Annotated in this window: 18 protein-coding genes; 5 read left to right on the top strand and 13 right to left on the bottom strand. The window is 60.7% G+C overall.

Annotated elements, in window-relative coordinates; translation table 11 throughout:
- Positions 1 to 296: 296 nt before the first annotated feature.
- From AC3I0A_RS15705 to AC3I0A_RS15675, 7 genes are all read right to left on the bottom strand, one after another.
- Positions 297 to 1,940 (bottom strand): BatD family protein, encoded by a 1,644-nt coding sequence (locus AC3I0A_RS15705; RefSeq protein WP_489372918.1) that lies wholly within the window; start codon positions 1,938 to 1,940, stop codon positions 297 to 299.
- Positions 1,937 to 3,682: a vWA domain-containing protein gene (locus tag AC3I0A_RS15700; RefSeq protein WP_489372916.1), complete on the bottom strand. Its 1,746-nt coding sequence runs from the start codon at positions 3,680 to 3,682 to the stop codon at positions 1,937 to 1,939. The genes AC3I0A_RS15705 and AC3I0A_RS15700 overlap by 4 nt, the downstream gene beginning before the upstream one ends.
- Positions 3,679 to 4,755 (bottom strand): vWA domain-containing protein, encoded by a 1,077-nt coding sequence (locus AC3I0A_RS15695; protein ID WP_489372914.1) that lies wholly within the window; start codon positions 4,753 to 4,755, stop codon positions 3,679 to 3,681. Before AC3I0A_RS15695 ends, AC3I0A_RS15700 begins: the two co-directional genes overlap by 4 nt.
- Complete coding sequence (locus tag AC3I0A_RS15690) at positions 4,748 to 5,242, bottom strand: DUF4381 domain-containing protein (RefSeq protein WP_489372912.1); 495 nt, start codon at positions 5,240 to 5,242, stop codon at positions 4,748 to 4,750. The genes AC3I0A_RS15695 and AC3I0A_RS15690 overlap by 8 nt, the downstream gene beginning before the upstream one ends.
- Positions 5,239 to 6,174: a DUF58 domain-containing protein gene (locus AC3I0A_RS15685; protein ID WP_489372910.1), complete on the bottom strand. Its 936-nt coding sequence runs from the start codon at positions 6,172 to 6,174 to the stop codon at positions 5,239 to 5,241. Before AC3I0A_RS15685 ends, AC3I0A_RS15690 begins: the two co-directional genes overlap by 4 nt.
- A gap of 17 nt (positions 6,175 to 6,191) precedes the next feature.
- A complete protein-coding gene (locus AC3I0A_RS15680; protein WP_489372908.1) occupies positions 6,192 to 7,151 on the bottom strand; it encodes an AAA family ATPase in 960 nt (319 codons plus the stop codon).
- A 285-nt stretch (positions 7,152 to 7,436) separates the two neighbouring features.
- Complete coding sequence (locus AC3I0A_RS15675) at positions 7,437 to 7,790, bottom strand: hypothetical protein (RefSeq protein ID WP_489372906.1); 354 nt, start codon at positions 7,788 to 7,790, stop codon at positions 7,437 to 7,439.
- Positions 7,791 to 8,293: 503 nt separating this feature from the next.
- Here AC3I0A_RS15675 and AC3I0A_RS15670 point away from each other — a divergent pair.
- Positions 8,294 to 13,207: an NAD-glutamate dehydrogenase gene (locus AC3I0A_RS15670; protein WP_489372905.1), complete on the top strand. Its 4,914-nt coding sequence runs from the start codon at positions 8,294 to 8,296 to the stop codon at positions 13,205 to 13,207.
- A 102-nt stretch (positions 13,208 to 13,309) separates the two neighbouring features.
- On the opposite strand, the gene AC3I0A_RS15665 is transcribed toward AC3I0A_RS15670, so the two are convergent.
- From AC3I0A_RS15665 to pdxR, 3 genes are all read right to left on the bottom strand, one after another.
- Complete coding sequence (locus tag AC3I0A_RS15665; RefSeq protein ID WP_489372904.1) at positions 13,310 to 13,729, bottom strand: cupin domain-containing protein; 420 nt, start codon at positions 13,727 to 13,729, stop codon at positions 13,310 to 13,312.
- A gap of 281 nt (positions 13,730 to 14,010) precedes the next feature.
- Positions 14,011 to 14,304 (bottom strand): putative quinol monooxygenase, encoded by a 294-nt coding sequence (locus AC3I0A_RS15660; protein ID WP_489372903.1) that lies wholly within the window; start codon positions 14,302 to 14,304, stop codon positions 14,011 to 14,013.
- Positions 14,305 to 14,427: 123 nt separating this feature from the next.
- A complete protein-coding gene (gene pdxR / locus AC3I0A_RS15655; protein WP_489372901.1) occupies positions 14,428 to 15,861 on the bottom strand; it encodes a MocR-like pyridoxine biosynthesis transcription factor PdxR in 1,434 nt (477 codons plus the stop codon).
- Between the two features lie 205 nt (positions 15,862 to 16,066).
- Here pdxR and AC3I0A_RS15650 point away from each other — a divergent pair, with 205 nt between their 5' ends.
- From AC3I0A_RS15650 to AC3I0A_RS15640, 3 genes are all read left to right on the top strand, one after another.
- Complete coding sequence (locus tag AC3I0A_RS15650) at positions 16,067 to 16,507, top strand: carboxymuconolactone decarboxylase family protein (protein ID WP_489372900.1); 441 nt, start codon at positions 16,067 to 16,069, stop codon at positions 16,505 to 16,507.
- Positions 16,508 to 17,230: 723 nt separating this feature from the next.
- The gene (gene ltrA, locus AC3I0A_RS15645) at positions 17,231 to 18,463 is read left to right on the top strand and encodes a group II intron reverse transcriptase/maturase (protein WP_489372898.1); all 1,233 of its coding nucleotides are present in this window, start codon (positions 17,231 to 17,233) and stop codon (positions 18,461 to 18,463) included.
- Positions 18,464 to 18,655: 192 nt separating this feature from the next.
- A complete protein-coding gene (locus tag AC3I0A_RS15640; protein ID WP_489372897.1) occupies positions 18,656 to 19,174 on the top strand; it encodes a GNAT family N-acetyltransferase in 519 nt (172 codons plus the stop codon).
- Between the two features lies 1 nt (position 19,175).
- On the opposite strand, the gene AC3I0A_RS15635 is transcribed toward AC3I0A_RS15640, so the two are convergent.
- Positions 19,176 to 19,868, bottom strand: a complete 693-nt coding sequence (locus AC3I0A_RS15635) for an aspartate/glutamate racemase family protein (RefSeq protein WP_489372895.1) — start codon at positions 19,866 to 19,868, stop codon at positions 19,176 to 19,178.
- Positions 19,869 to 20,115: 247 nt separating this feature from the next.
- Here AC3I0A_RS15635 and AC3I0A_RS15630 point away from each other — a divergent pair, with 247 nt between their 5' ends.
- Complete coding sequence (locus AC3I0A_RS15630) at positions 20,116 to 20,610, top strand: hypothetical protein (protein WP_489372893.1); 495 nt, start codon at positions 20,116 to 20,118, stop codon at positions 20,608 to 20,610.
- A 174-nt stretch (positions 20,611 to 20,784) separates the two neighbouring features.
- On the opposite strand, the gene AC3I0A_RS15625 is transcribed toward AC3I0A_RS15630, so the two are convergent.
- Positions 20,785 to 21,006, bottom strand: coding sequence for a cbb3-type cytochrome c oxidase subunit 3 (locus AC3I0A_RS15625; RefSeq protein WP_489372892.1), 222 nt, complete (start codon positions 21,004 to 21,006; stop codon positions 20,785 to 20,787).
- Positions 21,007 to 21,021: 15 nt separating this feature from the next.
- Positions 21,022 to 22,449, bottom strand: coding sequence for a cytochrome-c oxidase, cbb3-type subunit I (ccoN, locus tag AC3I0A_RS15620; RefSeq protein WP_489372890.1), 1,428 nt, complete (start codon positions 22,447 to 22,449; stop codon positions 21,022 to 21,024).
- Positions 22,450 to 22,713 lie beyond the last annotated feature (264 nt).

Below are 22,713 nucleotides of genomic sequence, written 5' to 3'. Positions count from 1 at the left end.
TTGGCGACCTTTGTGGCGAGGGAGTGGCCGCCGCGTCCTCGACGCTGCGCTGTCGCGCAGGGAGCTAGGGCGGCGCTCACGAGATAGCAGGTTTTAGTAAATGATTTTTTATACTTAAAAATCAATAAGTTGTAATTTGTTCCATGAGAGCTTGCTCCCGCTGGAGCGCGAAGCGGTCCTAAAACCTGCCACCGAGTTTTCTCAGGCAGATCGCGTCCGCTGGATTTACGACTGCTTCGCAGCCGAGCGGGAGCAAGCTCCCTCGCCACAAGGGGCCGCTCCCGACCTGAAACGGTTTATTTCGGATAAAGCGGCGGCAGACTGCTGCTGTCGCCAACCAGCTCCTGGGCGCGTTCGGTCATCGAGATGGCACGGATCACTCGCCACAGTTCCTCGCCTTGCCAGTGTTGGCCGGTTTCGCTGTAGAGCGCGCCGTTCAGGCCGTCCAGTGCATCGGACAGTGGCACGTCGCGGGCGGCCATGTCGGCCAGGGTTTCCGGTTGTTGCCGGGCCCAGGCATCCAGTGCCTGGCGGGTCGCTTGCGGGTCGTTGGCCAGGCTGGCGCGTTTGAGATCGTCGAGCAGGGTGCGCGGGCTTGGGCCGGTCTGCGCAGCCTTCAGGATCGCCGGTTGCCAACGGGCACGCCACCAGAGGCCAAAGCCGAGCAGGGTGGTGCAGGCCAGGATCAGGGTGCTGAGCTGCCAGCGCCAGAGCCCTGGATTGTCGGCCACTGAGGTGGCTGGCGTGCCACTGGCGGGGCTATCGACCACCAGGCTCGGGTTGTTCGCCACTTGCAGGGTGCGGGCCGGCAAGCTGCTGCGCTCCAGGTGATCCTCAAAGGTGTTCCACCAGACCACTTCCACTGCTGGCAGCTCGATCGGGCCGCTGCGGTTTGGCACCAGGGCTTCGCGTTCTTCGCGACTGCCAATCAGCCCGCGCTCGCCGTTCTGGTTGCTCAGTACCGGTTGGTCCGGGTAGCGGCGCAGACCATTGACCTCAGTAGCAGGCAGGGGCGCAAGTTGTGAGCTGGACAGACCTTCAGCCGTGATTGTCAGGCTGCGGGTCAGGGAGTCGCCGACCAGGCTGTGATCCGGCTCCGGGTTCCAGCTTTCGCTCAGGTTCAGGCTGCGTGCCGGCATCCAGGGGATATCGGTCGGATAATCGGCGGGTTTGGCCTTGACCGTCAGCGGGATCTCGGCAGAGGTGACGCGCATCAGCTTGCCTTGTTTCGGGCCCTGGGGTGCCGGTTCCTGGCTTGGCTGGGCGTCGACCAGAGTTGCGCTGAACATCTGTGGTGGGATCTTCAGCTCGCCGCTGTGCTGCGGATAGATCGCGTAGCGCAGTTCGATCACGCCATGACGCAGGTCATTGATGACTTTTTCGTAAGTGCGCGACTCACCCAGCTGTTCGATGCGCGCATCGGGAATGTGCAACGGCGTCAGGCTGCTGTCGTCATACAGCGACACCGAGTGATAGATGCGCAGGGTCAGGATCGCCTGGGCCTGCACGTAGACACTGGCCTGATCGAGGCTGGCATCGATGAACACCGGTGCCAGTTCATTGCTGCTGTCCTGGCTTTCGCCTTCGACCACTTGCAGGGTGATCGGTTGGCTTTTGACCTCGCCCAGTTGCAGCGACGGGATCTGCACCGTGCCATTACGTTTGGGCAGCAGGGTGATGATCCAGCGGGTGATGGCGCGGTTGTCACCGTTCAGCGAGGTGAGTTGGTTGACCTGGCGGGTGCCGCGCACTTCAAACAGTTCGTCCAGCGGGGTCAGATCGGGTTTGCCGAACAGCGTGACATCGTTCGATTCGAGGGTCAGTTCGACCGTCTCTCCAGCGTTCAGCTGGCTACGATCTACGCTGGCGACCAGCCCTGCGGCCTGGACCTGACAGGTCCAGAGAAGGAAGGCGAGCAAGAGGGCGGTGAAGCGGGTCATCGAATTTTTCCCTGATCCTGATGTTGTTGCTGTTCGTACCAGAATTTGCGTCTGAGCAGTTCGCCCGGGTTATCCGGAATCTGTCGCAGCCATTGTTCCAGCGCCTGCCGGTGCTCACCGTCGAAGTTGTCCCGGGCGGAGCGGATGGGTGGCGTGGTGGTGTGTTCGTCGCCCAGTTCGCTGCCGGGCACTTCATTGTTGCCCGGTTGCGGTGTGCCGTGGGCCTGAGGTTCACCGGTCGACGACGGGTCCTGTGTCTCGGGTTTCTGTTCGTCACCGGGCGAGGGTTGAGTCGCCGCGTCGGGTGGCGGGTTTTGTGCGGCTTGCTCGGCCTCGGAACCTTGGGTCTTGCCCGGTTCGTCTTGTGCCGGTGGTTGTTTCTGTTTGAGCAGGCTTTCCACCAGCGCTTTGTTGGTCAGCGCGGGTCGTAAATCCGGTTGGCGCTCCAGTGCCTGTTCGTAGGCATCCAGCGCGGCTTCCAGATCACCGCTTTGGGCCAGGGCATTGCCGCGATTGTAATGGGCATAGGCGTCGTTGCCTTCGGCAAAGCGCTGAGCGGCAGCTACGTAATTGCCAGCTGCATAGAGCGCGACGCCTTGCCACTGTGGGTCTTGGAAGTGCCGGGCGGCATCGGCCGGGCGTTTTTGCTCGAGCAAATGCCGACCCTGTTGATCCGGGCGCAGCCACAGGTCGTTGAATTCGAAGGCGTAGCCCGGTTGCGGCAGCATGAACAGCAAGGGCAGGCAAAACAGCCAGCCCCGTCGCCCGGCGCAGGCGGCGAGCAGCAACAACGGCAGTAACAGCCAATAGCCCTGATCGGCCCAGGTATCCAGCAGCAGTGGCTGGCCATCATTGCGCAAGCTTTGCGGGCCTTTCAGCAGGCCGAGACCGCGCAGGTCGTTATCGTCCAGTCGCGCCTGCCGGTAGCGTCCGTCCAGTTCATTGGCAAAGGCCTTGAGGCTCGGCCCGTCGAGCTGCGAGACGAGAATCGCGCCTTGCTCATCCTTGAGGAAACTGCCGTCTTCCTGAGCCACCGGAGCGCCTTCGCGACTGCCGATACCGAGCATCAAAAACCGCGGTGGCTGGTCGCTGAGTGCCAGTGCCTGACGAATGCCCTGGCGTTCCTGCTCGGTGAGGGATGAACCGATCAATAACACCCGGCCCTGACCGATGGCACCACCCTGGAGCAGAGTCAGGGCCTTTTCCAGCGCCAGATCGGCGCGATGCCCCACTTGGGGCATGATCGATGGCTGCAATGCTTCCAGCAGGTTGCGGCTGGTGGCCAGGTCATCTGACAACGGCACCAGAGTATGCGCGCTGCCGGAGTACACGACAATCGCGGTCTGCACATCACTGCGGTGTTGCAGCAAGTCGAACAGCTTGCGTCGGGCCTGCTCCAGGCGGTTCGGCGGAACATCCGTGGCGAGCATTTGCGGGGTCAGTTCCAGCAGCACCACCAGCGGATCGACCGGCTTCTGACTGGTTTGCTCGACCCGCTGCCAACTGGGGCCGAGCAAGGCCAGGACCGCCAGGGTCCAGGCCAGGCCGAGAGCGACCCACGGCAATTTGCTTTCGCGGCCGCTACCACCGCTGAGCAACGCCGCGTGAAAGGCCGGGGGCAGGATCATCTGCCAGCGTCCGACGCGCTTTTGCCGATGCCAGAGTTGCCACAGTAACCAGCCCAGCAGCGGTAACAGCAACAACCACCAGGGACGGAACCAGTGCGGCCAGAGCGCAATCATCGGCGCCTCCGCAGACGCAGGCGTTTGAGCCGCTGACGCCAGTCAGGGTGCTGATGCGCAAAAAGCTTCCTGGTGAAAAAGCGCTGTATGGGGTTGTCCGGCCAGCGCTCGCGGATCACCAGCAGCACGCTGAGTAGCAACGCCGCAGCCAGCGGCCAGCTGTACAAGGCTTGGGCAGGACGAGCCTGGGTCGGTTGCTGTGTAACGGGTTCAAGCTGATCGAGGGTTTTCTTGATCGCCTGTAGCTCTTCGCCATCGCGGGCGCGGAAATAACGTCCGCCAGTGGCCTCGGCAATTTCCTTCAAGGCCGGCTCGTCGAGGTCCAGGCTCGGGTTCAACCCCAGAAAGCCCTGCGTGCCGCTTTGTTCCGGGTCGGCGCCGATGCCGATCGGGTAGATGGTCACGCCTTCCTCAGCGGCCAGCCGCGCAGCGGTGATCGGGTCGATCTTGCCGCCATTGTTCGCACCGTCGGTGACCAGAATCAGCACCCGGTTGTGCGCCGGACGCTGACGCAGGCGCTTGAGGGCCAGGCCAATGGCGTCGCCGATGGCGGTGTTCTTGCCGGCAATACCGATCCGCGCTTCGTCGAGCCAGATTCGCACGGTACGTCGGTCGAAGGTCAGTGGCGCCTGCAGATAGGCTTGACTGCCGAACAGGATCAAGCCGATGCGATCGCCTTCGCGACCCTCGAGGAAGTCACCGAGCAGGTGCTTGACCAGCGTCAGGCGGCTGACGTCTTCGTCCTGCCACTGCATGTCGGGGAAGTCCATGGAGCCGGAAACGTCCACCGCCACCAGCAAGTCGCGACCGCTGGCGGCAATCGGCAACGGCTCGCCCAGCCAGTGCGGGCGAGCGGCGGCGATCAATAACAGCAGCCAGAGCAGAATGAACGGCGCTTGCTGGCGCCAGGCCGGCAGATTGGCCCGGGCGCGACGTCGGACCAGGCCTTCGAGGTCGCCAAGGAAGCTTACTTTCAATACCGGCTCGCCACTGTCGGCCACCGGCAGCAGCACCCGCAGTAGCCAGGGCAGCGGCAGCAGGGCGAAGATCCATGGCCAGGCGAACTCAAACATGTTTGCGAATCCAGGTGTCGACCGCTTGGGTCAGGCCGGCAATGGCCTTGTCATCGAGTTTGCATTCGGGTTTATAGGCGCCTTCGACCAGCACCATCCAGCGGGTCAGGCCGGCAGCCGGGCAGCGGTTGTCGAGAAATGCCAGCCATTTGCGGCCATTGAGGGTGTGGCTCTGGCTGTAGGGGTAATCGTTGCGGCACAGGCGTTTGAGCAGTCCGTTGAGCTGCTGCAACCAGGCACCTGCGGGCGCCCCGTCGTAGGGCTTTGGCATCTGGGCCAATTCAACCAGGGCCGCCACCCGCAAGGGGTCAAGAGGTTGCTCTGCGCGGGCCACCGGGCGCTTGTTCGGTAAAAAACGCCGCAGCTTCCACAGGCCGAAACCGATCAGCGGCAACAGGACCAACAGCAGCCACCAGCCGGGCGCGGGCGGCCAGAATCCAATAGGTGGCGGGGAGATCAGCGGTTGCAGTTGCTCAAGGCTACTCATCGGGTTTTCCCCGGACGTTGCTGCGGATTCAGGTACTCGCGCAGTTGCTCGACCATTTCACTTTGGGTGCTCAGGGGCATCAACGGCACCCGCAGTTTTTGCCCGAGCAACTCCCAACGGGCAATGCGTGCTTCGCCTTGAGCACGATAGGCCTGGCGTAAATCGTAGTTCAGCGTGTCCAGTTCCAGCTGCGCGCCACGCTCGGCGAAGCGCAGCAGGCCGGCGGCGGGCAGGGCGTGGTCCAGCGGATCGGACAGCGGCAGCAACAGCAGGTCGCAATGCCGCGACAGCAGGGTTAGTTGTTGCTCGGCGCCATCGGACAAGGTGCGCTCGTCGCAGATCACGATCACCAGACTGCCCGGGCGCAACACCTCCCGGGCGCGGCGCAGGGCGATACCGAAGGCATCACGGTCCGGCTCGCTGTCGGTGTGCAGCGACTGATTGACTCGCACCAGACGGTTGAGCAGTTGCAGCAGGCTTTTCTTACTGCGCCGTGGCTTGATTTCGTAGTGCTCGTTGTCGCCGAACACCAGCCCGCCGACCCGGTCGTTGTGACCCAGCGCGGCCCAGCCGATCAGGCTTGCGGCTTGAGCGGCGAGCACCGATTTGAACATCAGGCCGGAACCGAAAAACAGCCGACGACTTTGTTCCACCATGATGAAAATCGGCCGTTCACGCTCTTCATGGAACAGCTTGGTGTGCGGCTCCTGGGTGCGCGCCGTGACGCGCCAATCGATGGTTCGCACGTCGTCACCGGCCTGATAGACCCGCACCTGATCGAAGTCCACACCACGGCCGCGCAGTTTCGAGTGGTGCAGGCCAATCAGCGGGCTGCGCTGGTTGGGCGTTGAAAACAACTGCACTTCACGCACGCGATGGCGCATCTTGATCAGCTCGGCGAGGCTGACGCAGATGCCTGGTTCGGCCGGCATAGTGTGTGTCATGGGGGTCAAGCGACGGCTACGACGTCGAGAATCCGCTGGACCACCCGGTCCTGGTCGATGCCCGCGGCTTCGGCTTCAAAGGAAAGAATGATGCGGTGTCGCAACACGTCGAACAGCACGGCCTGGATATCTTCCGGGCTGACGAAATCACGACCGGCCAGCCAGGCATGGGCCCGGGCGCAGCGATCAAGGGCAATCGAACCCCTGGGGCTGGCGCCGTAGGCGATCCACTCGGCCATTTCCGGGTCGAACTTGGCCGGGGTACGAGTGGCCATGACCAACTGCACCAGGTATTCCTCCACCGCATCGGCCATGTACAAACCGAGGATTTCCTTGCGCGCGGCGAAGATCGCCTGCTGGCTGACGCGGCGTTCGGGCTTGGTTTCGCCGTTGAGGGCTTCGCCGCGAGCCTGCTGCAGAATGCGCCGTTCGACGGCCGCGTCGGGGAAGCCGATTTTGACGTGCATCAGGAAGCGGTCGAGCTGGGCTTCGGGCAGCGGATAGGTGCCTTCCTGATCAATGGGGTTCTGCGTTGCCATCACCAGAAATAGCGGCGACAGCTCGTAGGTGCTGCGACCGACGCTGACTTGCCGCTCGCCCATGGCCTCGAGCAAGGCCGATTGGACCTTGGCCGGAGCACGGTTGATTTCGTCCGCCAGCACCAGATTGTGGAAGATCGGCCCTTGCTGGAACACGAAGCTGCCGGTTTCCGGGCGATAGATTTCAGTGCCGGTGATGTCGGCGGGGAGCAGGTCGGGGGTGAACTGGATGCGATGGAACTGCGCTTCGATACCTTCGGCGAGCTCTTTGATGGCCTTGGTCTTGGCCAGGCCGGGAGCCCCTTCGACCAGCATATGGCCGTCAGCGAGCAAGGCGATGAGCAAGCGCTCAATGAGTTTTTCCTGGCCGAGAATCTGCGTTGAAAGAAAGGTTCGCAGCGCAAGCAGCGCTTCACGATGTTCCATCGATGACTGTTCCTGGAAAGGGTGACCGAAGACGTTCGAGTAACGCCAGGGCTGGGGGCGTTACTTTAATGCATCGCAGGGGGTGGCGACTAACGGCATTTTGTGCAAAGTGCAGGAATTGATTGGCAAAATTGTTTGAGTTTTGTAGGACTTCAGGGTTGTGGTGGATGTGCTGGCCTCATCGCGAGCAAGCTCGCTCCCACAGGTGACCGGGTTCTCACATAGAAATGCGATCAAATGTGGGAGCGAGCTTGCTCGCGATGGCGGTCGCTCAGGCGCTGTGATTCAGAGCTGGCTTATATAGGTGCCAGTCCCCTTGAGGATGTTCTGCAAGGTTTCTTCGACTTCAGCCAGATCGCTCGCATCGGTGCTGTGAATGATTTCCAGCGAATCGTCGCCATTGAGCGCATCGGCGTCCGCGGCGCCGATTTCGATCAGCAGGCGATCGGCGCTGAGGGTGACTTTCAAGCCATCGAGGGTGGAAGGCTCGCCATCGAGGGTGATCTCGACTTCGTCCTCATCGGGGTAGCGAGTCATCAGGAACATCTCGCCCTTGGCGCTATGGCAGCAGAGCATGGCCATGTTGTCTTCTTCGTCATCGCAGGGGTTGGCGATCAAATGAGCGGTGGTCAGTTGCATGGGAGGGGTCCTGGCTCAGGGAGCGCTGTGAAGGCAAGCAAAGTGCAATTCTGCCACCCCGAAGGATTTTCTGCTGACTTGTGTGTCAGAACGTCTGCTACGAACGGAATCAGGCCTGTCGGTCATTTCTGGTACGAACGTGCCGTAAAAACCGGCTTAAAACAGCGGTTTTCCTGTACGAGTGCTAGTGTTGTTCGATGCGCAGCACGCGAGTTACGTACCGATGACCGAATATGTCGCAGCATCGCAAGCAGGGGCCTTGCCGCACTCGTTAAGCTGCGCAACGGATGGACACCTTTAAAGACATTGCTTGTCTACCCGGCAGTCGTTTTTGCAGATGCCCATCCTTGGAAGGTGAATGTGACCTGAGTGTCTCGTCCAGCTTCACCCACCTGTCATCCTGTTTCCTCTGCCCGAGAATCAGGAACAGGGTGACGGATTGCCCCGCGAGGGGTTTGCACGCGACGCTTCCATCAATAACAAGCCCAAGCGGAGTACCACAGATGGCGTTCTTCACCGCAGCCAGCAAAGCCGACTTCCAGCACCAACTGCAAGCGGCACTGGCACAGCACACCAGCGAACAGGCACTGCCACAAGTGGCGTTGTTCGCGGAACAATTTTTCGGCATCATTTCCCTGGATGAACTCACTCAGCGTCGGTTGTCTGACCTCGCCGGCTGCACCCTTTCTGCCTGGCGCCTGCTTGAGCGCTTTGATCACGCGCAACCGCAAGTGCGCGTATACAACCCCGATTACGAACGTCACGGCTGGCAGTCGACCCACACCGCGGTCGAAGTGCTGCACCACGATCTGCCATTCCTGGTGGACTCGGTACGCACCGAGCTGAACCGTCGCGGTTACAGCATCCACACGCTGCAAACCACTGTGCTGAGCGTGCGTCGCGGCAGCAAGAACGAGTTGCTGGAAATCCTGCCAAAAGGCACCCAGGGCGAAGGCATCCAGCAAGAATCTCTGATGTACCTGGAGATCGATCGCTGCGCTCATACCGCCGAGCTCAATGTATTGAGCAAAGAGCTGGAGCAGGTTCTCGGTGAAGTCCGCTTTGCGGTCGCCGATTTCGAACCGATGAAAGCCAAGGTCCAGGAGCTGATCGACGGCATCGACAAAAGCAAGTTTGTTGTTGATGCAGACGAAAAGATCGAGATCAAGGGTTTCCTCGAGTGGCTGGTGGGAAACCACTTCACTTTCCTCGGCTACGAAGAGTTCGTGGTTCGCGACGGACAGGATGGCGGCCATATCGAGTACGACCAGGACTCGTTCCTGGGCCTGACCAAATCGCTGCGCGCCGGCCTGACGGCCGAAGACCTGCGCATCGAAGACTACGCGGTGAACTACCTGCGTGAACCGACTCCGTTGTCGTTCGCCAAGGCTGCGCACCCGAGCCGAGTACATCGTCCGGCCTACCCGGATTTCGTGTCGATCCGCCAGATCGATGCCAGCGGTAAAGTCATCAAGGAATGCCGCTTCATGGGCCTGTACACCTCTTCGGTGTATGGCGAGAGCGTGCGAGTGATTCCGTACATCCGCCGCAAGGTCGCGGAAATCGAACGTCGTTCCGGTTTCCAGGCCAAGGCTCACCTGGGCAAGGAACTGGCTCAGGTGCTCGAAGTATTGCCTCGTGACGATCTGTTCCAGACTCCGGTCGACGAGCTGTTCAGCACCGTGATGTCGATCGTGCAGATCCAGGAACGCAACAAGATCCGCGTGTTCCTGCGCAAAGACCCGTACGGCCGTTTTTGCTACTGCCTGGCCTACGTGCCGCGCGACATCTATTCCACCGAAGTGCGGCAGAAGATCCAGCAAGTGCTGATGGATCGCCTGAAAGCCTCGGATTGCGAGTTCTGGACCTTCTTCTCCGAGTCCGTGCTGGCCCGTGTGCAACTGATTCTGCGGGTCGACCCGAAGAACCGTCTCGACATCGATCCGCTGTTGCTGGAAAAAGAAGTGGTGCAGGCCTGCCGCAGCTGGCAGGACGACTACGCAAGCCTGGTGATCGAAAGCTTCGGCGAAGCCCACGGCACCAACGTGCTGTCGGACTTCCCGAAAGGTTTCCCGGCCGGCTACCGCGAGCGCTTCGCTGCGCACTCGGCCGTGGTCGACATGCAACACCTGCTGAGCCTGAACGAAGCCAACCCGCTGGTCATGAGCTTCTACCAGCCGCTGCTGGGGCAAACCGCCGGTCAGCAACAGCTGCATTGCAAGCTGTATCACGCCGATACCCCGCTGGCACTGTCCGACGTGTTGCCGATCCTCGAAAACCTCGGTCTGCGCGTGCTCGGCGAGTTCCCGTATCGCCTGCGCCACAGCACCGGTCGCGAGTTCTGGATTCATGACTTCGCGTTCACCGCCGCTGAAGGCTTGAACCTCGACATCCAGCAGCTGAACGACACGCTGCAGGACGCTTTTGTCCATATCGTGCGTGGCGATGCCGAGAACGACGGGTTCAACCGTCTGGTACTGACTGCCGGCCTGCCATGGCGCGACGTGGCGCTGCTGCGTGCTTACGCCCGTTACCTGAAGCAGATCCGCCTGGGCTTCGACCTTGGCTACATCGCCAGCACCCTGAACAACCACACCGACATCGCTCGCGAGTTGACCCGGTTGTTCAAGACCCGCTTCTACCTGGCCCGCAAGCTGACCGGCGAAGACCTCGACGACAAGCAGCTACGTCTGGAACACGCGATTCTGAGCGCGCTGGACGACGTCCAGGTGTTGAACGAAGACCGTATCCTGCGTCGCTACCTGGACCTGATCAAGGCTACCCTGCGGACCAACTTCTACCAGACCGATGCCAACGGTCAGAACAAGTCCTACTTCAGCTTCAAGTTCAACCCGCACCTGATTCCAGAGCTGCCTAAACCGGTTCCGAAATTCGAAATCTTCGTTTACTCGCCACGGGTTGAAGGCGTGCACCTGCGCTTCGGCAACGTCGCGCGCGGCGGTCTGCGCTGGTCCGATCGTGAAGAAGATTACCGCACCGAAGTGTTGGGCCTGGTAAAAGCCCAGCAAGTGAAGAACTCGGTGATCGTGCCGGTCGGCGCCAAGGGTGGCTTCCTGCCCCGTCGTCTGCCACTGGGCGGCGGTCGCGACGAGATCGCGGCAGAAGGCATCGCCTGCTACCGCATCTTCATCTCCGGCCTGCTGGACATCACCGACAACCTGAAAGACGGTGGCCTGGTGCCTCCGGCCAACGTGGTTCGTCACGACGGCGATGACCCGTACCTGGTAGTGGCGGCGGACAAAGGCACTGCGACCTTCTCCGACATCGCCAACGGTATTGCCATCGACTACGGCTTCTGGCTCGGTGACGCGTTCGCCTCCGGTGGCTCGGCCGGTTATGACCACAAGAAAATGGGCATCACCGCCAAGGGCGCCTGGGTCGGCGTGCAGCGCCACTTCCGTGAGCGCGGCATCAACGTTCAGGAAGACAGCATCACTGTGGTCGGCGTCGGCGACATGGCCGGCGACGTGTTCGGTAACGGCTTGCTGATGTCCGACAAGTTGCAACTGGTCGCGGCCTTCAACCACCTGCACATCTTCATCGACCCGAACCCGGAGCCTGCCAACAGCTTCGCCGAGCGTCAGCGTCTGTTCGATCTGCCGCGTTCGGCATGGTCGGATTACGACACCAGCATCATGTCCGAAGGCGGTGGGATCTTCTCCCGTAGCGCGAAGAGCATTGCCATCTCCGAGCAGATGAAAGCGCGCTTCGACATTCAGGCTGACAAGCTGACCCCGACCGAACTGCTGAATGCCTTGCTCAAGGCACCGGTAGACCTGTTGTGGAACGGCGGTATCGGCACGTACGTCAAGGCCAGCACCGAAAGCCACGCCGATGTCGGCGACAAGGCCAACGACGCACTGCGCGTAAACGGCAACGAACTGCGCTGCAAAGTCGTGGGCGAGGGCGGTAACCTCGGCATGACCCAACTGGGTCGTGTGGAATTCGGCCTCAATGGCGGCGGTTCCAACACCGACTTCATCGACAACGCCGGTGGCGTGGACTGCTCCGACCACGAAGTGAACATCAAGATCCTGCTCAACGAAGTGGTGCACGCCGGTGACATGACCGACAAGCAACGTAACCAGTTGCTGGCGAGCATGACCGACGAAGTCGGCAACCTGGTGCTCGGCAACAACTACAAGCAGACCCAGGCGCTGTCCCTGGCGGCCCGTCGTGCCTACGTACGGATCGCCGAGTACAAACGCCTGATGAACGACCTTGAAGGCCGCGGCAAGCTGGACCGCGCCATCGAGTTCCTGCCGTCGGAAGAGCAACTCGACGAGCGTGTCGCGGCTGGCCATGGCCTGACCCGTGCCGAGCTGTCGGTGTTGATCTCCTACAGCAAGATCGACCTGAAGGAAGCACTGCTCAACTCTCTGGTGCCGGATGACGCTTACCTGACCCGCGACATGGAAACTGCGTTCCCGCCGACCCTGGTCAGCAAGTTCGCCGAAGCCATGCGTCGTCACCGTCTGAAGCGCGAGATCGTCAGCACCCAGATCGCCAACGATCTGGTCAACCACATGGGCATCACCTTCGTTCAGCGCTTGAAAGAGTCCACCGGCATGAGCCCGGCGAACGTCGCTGGCGCCTACGTGATCGTGCGTGACATCTTCCATCTCCCGCACTGGTTCCGGCAGATAGAGGCCCTGGATCACCAGGTTTCGGCGGACGTACAACTGGAGCTGATGGATGAGCTGATGCGTCTGGGCCGTCGGGCTACCCGCTGGTTCCTGCGCAGCCGTCGCAACGAGCAGAACGCTGCACGTGATGTGGCACACTTCGGTCCGCATCTGGCAGCGTTGGGTCTCAAGCTCGACGAACTGCTCGAAGGTCCGACCCGCGAAGGCTGGCAGACCCGTTATCAGGCTTACGTCGAAGCGGGCGTTCCTGAGTTGCTGGCACGCATGGTTGCAGGCACGACTCACCTGTACTCCTTGCTGCCGGTCATCGAAGCCTCGGACGTTACCGGTCAGAACCCAGCCGATGTGGCCAAGGCGTTCTTCGCGGTGGGCAGTGCGCTGGATATCACCTGGTACCTGCAACAGATCAGCAACCTGCCGGTGGAAAACAACTGGCAGGCGCTGGCTCGTGAAGCCTTCCGCGATGACGTCGACTGGCAGCAACGGGCGATCACCATCGCGGTTCTGCAAATGGCCGATGCCCCGCAAGAGGTGGAAGCACGCTTGGCATTGTGGCTGGAGCAGAACCACTCCATGGTCGAGCGTTGGCGCGCCATGCTGGTGGACATCCGTGCCGCCAGCGGCACCGACTACGCCATGTATGCGGTAGCCAACCGCGAACTGCTTGACCTGGCGATGAGCGGTCAAGCGGTGGTTACTGCCACGCCGGAGCTGGCGGTGAGCGGTAAAAAGGCGGTTGCTGCTGCCTGATTGAGTGTTGAATGAAAAAAGCCCCGTCTCGAGAGAGGCGGGGCTTTTTTTACGTCTGAAGATTTTGTGGTGTCTGGTCGGCCATCAGCATCGCCTCAGCTATTAATTCTCCAAAGGGATCAACACTTCTTCATCCGGAGCCAACACCATGAAAGCCAGCAGTTTGGCGGGTTGGGTAGCGCTGGCGTTTTTTGAGACCAGATGTTCCGAACCGGCCGGTTCGTACCAGAATTCGCCGGCCTTGTAGGTGATCGCTTTTTCACCTTTGACTTGAGAAATAATCTCCCCCGAGAGCACGTAGGCCATGGTCGTGCCCTGGTGCTTATGGGCGATCGACGATTGGCCCGGTGCGTAATCGACTTCGATCATCAAGGCTTTTTTGCCGGGTACGTTTTTCAGCATCTGGTCCTGCAGGATGGTGACTTTTTCTGAAGGGGCAGTGGTTTCGTGGGCGAATGCCGAGGCTGAAACACTTAGTGTCAAGGCGGCGAGAGGGGCAGCAAAAAAACGAAGCGCATTCATGGTTGATTACCTGAGGTGGTGAGTCGTCAGGGACCACAGTAAATCGCGCTATCGGGCAATCAAACGGCCAATTTTCGGGAAGGTGAGGGGACCAATTACAGAGTGCGCAGGGCTAAAGGGTGATGAACTGTGGCGAGGGAGCTTGCTCCCGCTGGGTTGCGAAGCGGCCCCAAAACCGGTGGACGCGCAGGACCAGGCAGACTGCGTTCGCCGGATTTACGTCTGCTGCGCCCGAGCGCGGACCGGCCGGCGGGAGCAAGCTCCCTCGCCACAGGTGTTTGTCAGACGATTGGAAAGCTATTGAAGTCGACAGCGTTGGCCAGTCGGCTGTCGATCAGGCTGATAAAGCCTTGCACTTCGGGGCAGTTGAAATGCGCTTGCATGGCCGCTTCCGATTGCCAGCGGGCGCTGACCGTCCAGCGGGTGTCGTCCTCGGGGCAGCGGTCGACCATATAGGAGTCACAGCCCGGAAGTTCGCGCAGGGTGTCGACAATCTTTTGCAGTTGCTTACCCAGTTCATCCGAGCAGCCGGCGGCAGCCTGCACCTTTACGGTGTTGATCACTTCGTTGGACATTGCTCACACTCCTGAATCGGGCCGGACGAATCCTGCTCATTGAGGGATAACACCCATTCAGGATAGGCCTGCACCCTTGGGCCGCCAACAGCCAATCGCCGGATAAAGCCGCAGACCAATCCGTCAGCCGACCTGCTGCAAAATGTCCCGCAAACGATCCAGGGCGATGTCGATGTCCAGGGTTTCGATCGCGCCGAACCCCAGGAAAAGCCCGGCCCGCGGCGCTTGCTGGTAAAAAAAGCCGTCCAGGGCATAGAGCCCCACTTCGACTTTTTTTGCCAATTCGATCACCAATGGAATATCGACCGGCACCTTACACAGTACCGCCATGTGGAACCCGGCCGTGGTCGGCACCGCTTCAAACCACGGCGAAAGGTCGCCCGCCATGCGCGCCAGGATCCGTTCACGGCGCCCGGCGTAAATCGTATGGCAGCGCCGGATGTGCTTGAGCAGACAGCCCTCGGCGATAAACTTGGCCAGCGCCCATTGGGGCAGGGTGGAGGTGTGCAGGTCGGTGAGCTGCTTGGCGCGGATCACTGCTTCGAGAATCGCTGGCGGCAGAATCGCGTAACCGAGCCGCAACTCTGGCAACAGGGTCTTCGAGAAGGTGCCGACGTAGGCGACGATGCCGCGCTCATCCAGGCTTTGCAGCGAGTCGGTGGGCCGGCCTTCGTAGCGGAATTCGCTGTCGTAATCGTCCTCGATGATGATCGCCCCCAGTTCGTGGGCGCGCGTGAGCAGGGCTTCGCGCCGGACCTGGCTCATGGGCATGCCCAAGGGGAACTGGTGGGACGGGGTGACGTAAATCAGCCGGGTGCCATCGGGTATTTGCTCGACCTGGATGCCTTGTGCGTCGACCGGCACGCCAACCACCGTCGCGCCGTGGGTCCCGAACAACAGGCGCGCCGGCGGGTAACCGGGGTCTTCCATGGCCACGAGGCTCCCCGGTTGGGTCAGCACCCGGGAAATCAGGTCCAGCGCCTGCTGCGCGCCGTTGCACACCACCACGTCTTCGTCCTGACAATTGACCCCGCGCGAAAACGCGATGTGCCGCGCAATCGCATTGCGCAGCGCCGGCAGGCCTTCGGGCAGGCTGTAGAGGCCTTTGGAACCGGCGATCTGGCGCAAGGCGTGGGAGGTGCAGCGGCGCCAGTCGTCTTGCGGAAATTGACCTTTGCCGGTGGCGCCACCGATGAAATCGTAACGCAGCGAGCCTTCCAGCGTCGGGTGGCGCAAGAACGTCGGCAAGTTGCGCCAGCGTTCGATGACATCAAAGCTGGCCAGCTCTGAATGGCTCTGCTTGCGGACGATTTTCGCCGCCCGGGCATTGACGTAAGTGCCTTTGCCGATCACCCCGGTGAGGAAGTTCTCGTAGGTCAGTTGCGCATAAGTGTCGGAAATGGTCTTGCGCGAGATCCCCAGTTGTTCAGCCAGCAAGCGACTGGGCGGCAGCTGCGTCCCGGCTGCCAAGCGACCGGATTCAATAGCGCTGCGCAGTTGCCGGTACAACTGGCCTGCGAGGTCCTTGCGGCCGTTGATGACAACATGAAGTTCCATACCGGCGGGGCTCCTGGGGCGGTTGAGGCGACTGTGCGTCGCACCAGATTACCCGCATGAACGGCTGCGCAGAAGTTGCGTGGGCGAAAAACCTCCGATCGGACTTCTGCCGGGCGGTCCATGGCTTTTTCGCTGAATTGGCTCTGTAACACTCGTGCATCAGCGCCTACCGTGGGGGCACTGATTCGCTCCATGAGGTCCCTCCATGAACGCCCGCCTGGATTACTACAGCGCATCGCCCAAAGCGATAAAAGCCATGATCGCCATGGAGGCCTTGACCTGCAACCTGAGCATCGAACAGGCCTTGCTGAACCTGATCAAAATCCGCGCCTCGCAGCTCAATGGCTGCGCCTTCTGCACCGACCTGCACTCGGTGGACGCGCGTCGTTTCGGCGAGACCGATCGCCGGCTGTATGCGATCGTGGTCTGGCGCGACAGCGGCTTCTTCAACCCTCGGGAGCGGGCCGCTCTAGCCTGGACCGAAGCGGTGACCCTGCTCTCGGAAAGCCACGTGCCCGATGACGTTTACGCAGTGGCCCGGGAGCAGTTCAGCGAAGAAGAGCTGGTCGACCTGACGATGGCCGTCAGCACCATCAACAGCTGGAATCGTCTGGCGGTGAGCTTTCGGCAAACAGCCAGCGAATGATCAATGGAGAGTCTCGAATCGAGGGAGAAAACTGTGGCGAGAGGGTAAGCCCTAGTAAGTTAAGGAAATGAGGTCTCTATGTGGGAGCGAGCTTGCTCGCGATGGTCTCAAGGGCGACGCGTTTATTCAGAAAACACGCGTTATCGTTAACGTCCATCGCGAGCAAGCTCGCTCCCAGTGTGCCCGGCATGGGCCAAAGCCAGTCACCTGAAAAGTGGTGACCAGAATGAGTGACGAGAACTGTAGCGAAACGCAAGGGGGAAGCCGCGAGGCCAGCCTGAAAGAAGCGTGTAGCAAAGGCGCGACCGCAGGAACACGAACAAGCAGCGAGGCCGGATGCGGGCGATAAGTGTGCTGGGAGCCACGAAATCCAACCGTCACCGAAAGACGCATCAGGTAGAGCTTGGCGGCCCGAGCCGAAGGTTTTGGCACCTTACCCGGGGAGATCTCGCGGGCGTAGCCCGCGAGAAGTCAGCAGATGCCGTAGTAGTGAAGAAGGGTCGTAATGGATCTGGAGCGAAGGGCTGAAGAACAGAAACACTCACCATAGACTACTGCCTACAAAGCGAGAGCCCTTTGAAACCGCACCCGGAAATGCCATGTGGCACGTAGCGGGAAGGCCGTGCGTGGGAAAGTCGGGTGGACCTCGACCAATGCGCGCAAGGAAGGGGCGAGTCAGCAGGCAGACGGAACGGGAATAGAGACGTGTTGAGCGAAACCTGCATGGAAACGATTGTCGAAAAGGAGAATATGCACCGAGCGCTCAAGAAGGTCCGGTCGAACAAAGGGGCGCCAGGGGTCGACGGAATCACTACCGACGAACTCACCGCACACCTTCAAACGCATTGGCCGGCCATCAAGAGCAAGCTTCTGGACGGGACCTATAAACCGGGTCCTGTCAAAGGTCTCAGGATCCCCAAGCCGCAAGGCGGGGAGCGGCTGTTGGGCATTCCGAATACGCAGGATCGCTTGATCCAGCAATCGGTCCAGCAGCACCTGACGCAGCTGTGGGATGCCAAATTTAGCGAACACAGCTACGGTTTCCGGCCAGGCAGGAGCAATCTCGATGCCATACGAGCCGCCAAGGCCTTTGTCCTGGAAGGCAAGACCTGGGTCGTGGATATCGACATCGAAGCCTTCTTCGATCAGGTCAATCACGACAGGTTGATGAGCCTCATATCCAGGGATATCCGTGACAAGCGGCTGATGAGTTACATCGGTCAGACGCTTCGAGCGGATATGCTGTTGGACGGTCAGCGGGTCAAAAGGACGGCCGGAACTCCGCAAGGAGGCCCGCTAAGCCCGCTGCTTGCCAACCTCTATCTGGATGCACTGGACAAAGAGCTGGAAGCCCGAGGGCTGAGCTTTTGTCGCTACGCCGACGACCTGGTGATTTATGTCACCAGCGAACGCAGTGCGGATCGCGTGCTGGGCAGTGTGACGGCTTGGATAGAGAAACACCTCAAGCTCAAAGTGAGTGCCAGCAAGAGTGGAACGGGACGGCCTTGGGATCGCGACTTCCTTGGTTACAACATCGACGAACAAGGGAATGGCCAACTGTCCGGCAAGACCGTGAAGAAATACCGCAAGAAAGTTCGCGAGCTGTGGTCGGCCAGGCAAAGTCTGACGAGCACCGAACTCGTGGCTCAATGGGGACGTTACATCCGGGGGTGGTACGAATACTTCCGCTGGGTGAAGGACGACTTCAAGCGGTTATCGCAATGGACTCGCCGACATATGCGCAAATGTTTCTGGCAACGCTGGCACAGTCGTGAGGGACGAATGCGCAAACTGCGCGGGCTTGGTATCGCAAGCCGGCAACTCGCGCGAGTAAGCTTCCACGACGGTGCCTGGCGAGCGGCGCGCCACCCGGTGATGCAGCAGGCGATGAGTCTGAACATGATGCGTCGCTGGGGACTGTGGACGCCGCAGGACTTCGCCTCAGCACCTTGCTGAGCTGTTCAACCGCCGGATGCGGAAAACCGCACGTCCGGTGGTGTGGGAGGGGTAACGGGCACAAGCCCGTTGCCTCCACCCAATCAGGGGTACAGCGTACGCTTAACTTACCGGCATTGGGGCAAGCCTCGCCACAAAGGTTTGCGCCGTTATAGAGTAGGCGGCCGTGCACGCATCAAGGACGAAACATTCATGCCCGCCGACTCCGTCATTACCCTCGAGCGCTTCAACGAATCTCACATCGAGGGCATTACCGCGCTCTACAACGACCCGGCCATCACCCGTCAGGTGCTGCAGATGCCGTTTCAGTCCACCGAGGTCTGGCGCAAACGCCTGGCGCAGGATAACGAGCGAGTGGTGCAGCTGGTGGCGCTGCATCAAGGGATGATCATCGGCAACATTGGTCTGGAGCAGTTTTCACGGATCCGCCGCAGCCACGCCGGCAGTCTCGGTATGGGGGTCGCGCTGGCGTGGCAGGGCAAGGGCATCGGCTCGAAACTGCTGGCTGCGGCGCTGGACATCGCCGACAACTGGATGAACCTGCAACGGGTCGAACTTTCGGTCTACGCCGACAACGAAGCGGCCATCGGGCTGTACCGCAAGTTCGGCTTCGAGACTGAAGGCCTGTTGCGCGACTACGCGATTCGCGACGGCGGCCTGGTCGATGCACTGAGCATGGCCCGTTTGCGGCGCACGCGAACCACCTCCTGAGTCAGTCGCCCAGGGCAAAGGCTACGGCAGCCCGGGCATGCAACCCGGTGGTGTCCAGCAGCGGCAGCGAGCTGTGTTCAGGTTTGATCAGCAGACTGATTTCGGTGCAACCAAGGATAATCGCCTGCGCGCCGCGTGCGGCCAGGGAATCGATGATCCGTTGATAGGTTTCCCGTGAGCGGTCGTTGATCATCCCGACGCACAGCTCGTCGTAGATGATCCGGTGCACCGCGTCGCGCTCAGCGGCTTCTGGTACTAGCACCTTCAGCCCTTGGGCTGCGAGACGATCCTTGAGGAAGTCCCGCTCCATGGTGAACGCGGTGCCGAGCAGGCCGACCGTCAGCGCTCCGGCATCCACCGCGGCCTGTCCGGCCGGGTCGGCAATGTGCAGAAAAGGCACCGATATCGCCGCCTGAATCTGCTCGGCCACCAAGTGCATGGTGTTGGTACAAAGCACCACGCACTCGGCGCCGCCGGCCTCCAGACGACGTGCCGCGTCCACCAGAATCAGCGCCGCATCGTCCCAGCGCCCGGCATGCTGGGCTTGTTCGACAGGGCCGAAGTCGACGCTGTACATCAGCAACTTCGCCGAACGCAGCGGCCCCAGCCGGTCGCGCACTTGCTGGTTGATGATCCGGTAATACTCGGCGCTGGACTCCCAGCTCATACCGCCGATCAGGCCGATGGTGCGCATACTGTTCTCCTGTTGAGGGCAAATCCTTGTCGAAGAAAATGCCCTGAAGGGTATTTTCTGCCGTGGGCCGCTTACAGTGCCCGTGATTGCCGATCAATGCCACATGGGTTGATGCCCGAGCCGCAACTCGCTGCGTTCGCGCAAACCGGACTGCGCGGGAGACGCACCGGGTTTTAGTCATACGCCGCTGGCCGGCATCTGCCATGATCAATACCTTGCAGTCATGCTTCACCCAAGGAACATCGCGATGGACGACGTAAAGCAACTGGGCGAGATGCTTCGCCACTATGCAGAAAGCGAAGCGCACAAGAAACAGGTGTTCGAGACCCAATCGGCCAATTGGGCGGTGCGCATTGGTGAGCTGTTCGACCAGATCGAACAGTGGCTTGAACCGGTGAAAAGCCCGAATCTGCTTGAGGTGAGCCGCGAAGCCTACGTTGCGTCAGGGCCGAACCTTCCCGTCGAAACCTCTACTTTCAAGACCGCGAAACTGACGATTCTGATCGCCGGCAAACCGGTGGAATTCGTGCCGGAAGTGATGGGTGTCGGTGGGTTGATCTCTGTCGCAGTGATGGGCCTGACGGCCGCACGTTACGGCAGTGTCTCGCTGGTGTGCCAACCGCCGTCGACCGACTGGCAGTGGCGCAAGACCAACGGCCTGAAAGACCCGGATATCTTTGCCTTTGATGCGGATTTCCTGGCGCTGCAGTTGCAGAGTTTGATTCCACGGGAGCGCGGTTAAGCCGCCCGGTAGGTGCGAGCTTTATTGTGGCGAGGGAGCTTGCTCCCGCTGGAGCGCGAAGCGGTCCTGAAATCAGACACCGAGTTCTTTCAGTTGGACTCCGGTATCCGATTTACGACTGCTTCGCAGCCGAGCGGGAGCAAGCTCCCTCGCCACAGGGGTTGTGGCTTTTCTTTAGATTTTCACATTCCCCCAACCGTCCTTCGCCACCTCAGGCGCCACCGCCTTCACCGTCTTGCCCGTCGCCAGCTCAACCCGCCGCGCCACTTGCGGGTCATCGGCGAAGGGGATCAGGCTCGCCTCGTCGAGACTCTCGGTCGACTGATTCCTCAAGCAATACTCCACCGACAGATACAGACACACCACGGCCAGTACATCCAGTGCGATTTCGATCATCTCAAGCTCCTGGCCTCAGGCAAATTGCGCTTCACCTTCGGCCATTCTCAGGTCCGCGACCCGCACCGTGCGCCAGGTGTTGTAGGCCATCAACAGCATGCCGCTGAGGAAGAACACGCCGCCGGCAAAGCGCACCACGAATCCCGGATGGCTGGCTTGCAGCGCCTCGACGAATGAATAGGTGAGGGTGCCGTCGTCGTTGATCGCGCGCCACATCAGGCCCTGGGTGATGCCGTTGACCCACATCGACGCGATGTAGAGCACGGTGCCAATGGTGGCCAGCCAGAAGTGCAGGTTGATCAGCGCGATGCTGTGCATCTGTAAACGTCCGAAGATTTTCGGGATCATGTGGTACAGCGAACCGAAGGTGATCATCGCCACCCAGCCGAGGGCGCCAGCATGCACATGGCCGATGGTCCAGTCGGTGTAGTGGGAGAGGGCGTTGACGGTTTTAATCGCCATCATTGGCCCCTCGAAGGTCGACATGCCGTAGAAGGCCAATGACAGCACCAGAAAACGCAGGATCGGGTCGGTGCGCAATTTATGCCAGGCGCCGGAGAGGGTCATCATGCCGTTGATCATGCCGCCCCAGCTCGGCGCCAGCAGGATCAGCGACATGGCCATGCCCAGCGACTGCGCCCAGTCCGGCAGTGCGGTGTAGTGCAAGTGGTGCGGGCCGGCCCAGATGTACAGGGTGATCAGCGCCCAGAAGTGCACGATGGACAAGCGGTAGGAATACACCGGGCGCCCGGCCTGTTTCGGCACGAAGTAATACATCATCCCGAGGAAACCGGTGGTCAGGAAAAAGCCTACGGCGTTATGCCCGTACCACCACTGGACCATGGCGTCAGTGGCGCCTGAGTAGACCGGGTAAGACTTGAACCAGTCCACCGGGATCGACAGGTGATTGACCACGTGCAGCATGGCGATCACCACAATGAACGCGCCGAAGAACCAGTTGCCGACGTAGATGTGTCTGGTCTTGCGCTGCACCACGGTGGTGAAGAACACAATCGCGTAGGCGACCCAGACCACGGTCATCCACACCGCGCCGGAGAATTCGATTTCGGCGTATTCCTTGGTGGTGGTGTAGCCCAGCGGCAGGGTGATCAGCATGATCGTGACCACCGACTGCCAGCCCCAGAAGGTGAAGGCGGCCAGCTTGTCGGAATACAGCCGTACCTGACAGGTGCGCTGCACCGCGTAATAACTGGCGGCGAATTGCGCGCTACCGGCAAAGCCAAAAATCACCAGGCTGGTGTGCAGCGGACGCAAGCGGCCGAAGGTGGTCCACGGCAGGTCCAGGTTCATTTGCGGCCAGACCAGTTGCGAGGCGATCCACACACCCATCGCCATGCCGATAATGCCCCACACCACTGTTGCCACGACAAATTGGCGGACGACCTTGTAGTTATAGGCTTGTCCGATTGCTGCTGTGCTCATGGTCAATTCTTCCACGGTTGCAAAGTCTTGCCAGGCCACCCGGTCTGGCATGGGCTGCACTGTAGGAATACCGTCGGAAACAAAACAGGCTCAGGAATCTTTCATTTATACGGATCAGACTGGATGGCTGCCTGCGGCCATCCGCTGCGCTCTGATACGGTTTTTCAGGTTTCAGGTGAATCTGTTACGTGCTGCGCTGCTCATTCATAGTCGCTATCTCACAAACGAGCCGTAGAGCCCGATACACCGCTGACCCTGTGGGAG

The organism is Pseudomonas sp. KH_024_B2 (assembly GCF_057839965.1).
This window is presented reverse-complemented; position numbering and strand designations above follow the sequence as displayed.

Coding starts and splice junctions, on each gene's coding strand:
- AC3I0A_RS15705 (WP_489372918.1), bottom strand. CDS start 1,940: ATGACCCGCTTCACCGCCCTCTTGCTCGCCTTCCTTCTCTGGACCTGT.
- AC3I0A_RS15700 (WP_489372916.1), bottom strand. CDS start 3,682: ATGATTGCGCTCTGGCCGCACTGGTTCCGTCCCTGGTGGTTGTTGCTG.
- AC3I0A_RS15695 (WP_489372914.1), bottom strand. CDS start 4,755: ATGTTTGAGTTCGCCTGGCCATGGATCTTCGCCCTGCTGCCGCTGCCC.
- AC3I0A_RS15690 (WP_489372912.1), bottom strand. CDS start 5,242: ATGAGTAGCCTTGAGCAACTGCAACCGCTGATCTCCCCGCCACCTATT.
- AC3I0A_RS15685 (WP_489372910.1), bottom strand. CDS start 6,174: ATGCCGGCCGAACCAGGCATCTGCGTCAGCCTCGCCGAGCTGATCAAG.
- AC3I0A_RS15680 (WP_489372908.1), bottom strand. CDS start 7,151: ATGGAACATCGTGAAGCGCTGCTTGCGCTGCGAACCTTTCTTTCAACG.
- AC3I0A_RS15675 (WP_489372906.1), bottom strand. CDS start 7,790: ATGCAACTGACCACCGCTCATTTGATCGCCAACCCCTGCGATGACGAA.
- AC3I0A_RS15670 (WP_489372905.1), top strand. CDS start 8,294: ATGGCGTTCTTCACCGCAGCCAGCAAAGCCGACTTCCAGCACCAACTG.
- AC3I0A_RS15665 (WP_489372904.1), bottom strand. CDS start 13,729: ATGAATGCGCTTCGTTTTTTTGCTGCCCCTCTCGCCGCCTTGACACTA.
- AC3I0A_RS15660 (WP_489372903.1), bottom strand. CDS start 14,304: ATGTCCAACGAAGTGATCAACACCGTAAAGGTGCAGGCTGCCGCCGGC.
- pdxR (WP_489372901.1), bottom strand. CDS start 15,861: ATGGAACTTCATGTTGTCATCAACGGCCGCAAGGACCTCGCAGGCCAG.
- AC3I0A_RS15650 (WP_489372900.1), top strand. CDS start 16,067: ATGAACGCCCGCCTGGATTACTACAGCGCATCGCCCAAAGCGATAAAA.
- ltrA (WP_489372898.1), top strand. CDS start 17,231: ATGGAAACGATTGTCGAAAAGGAGAATATGCACCGAGCGCTCAAGAAG.
- AC3I0A_RS15640 (WP_489372897.1), top strand. CDS start 18,656: ATGCCCGCCGACTCCGTCATTACCCTCGAGCGCTTCAACGAATCTCAC.
- AC3I0A_RS15635 (WP_489372895.1), bottom strand. CDS start 19,868: ATGCGCACCATCGGCCTGATCGGCGGTATGAGCTGGGAGTCCAGCGCC.
- AC3I0A_RS15630 (WP_489372893.1), top strand. CDS start 20,116: ATGGACGACGTAAAGCAACTGGGCGAGATGCTTCGCCACTATGCAGAA.
- AC3I0A_RS15625 (WP_489372892.1), bottom strand. CDS start 21,006: ATGATCGAAATCGCACTGGATGTACTGGCCGTGGTGTGTCTGTATCTG.
- ccoN (WP_489372890.1), bottom strand. CDS start 22,449: ATGAGCACAGCAGCAATCGGACAAGCCTATAACTACAAGGTCGTCCGC.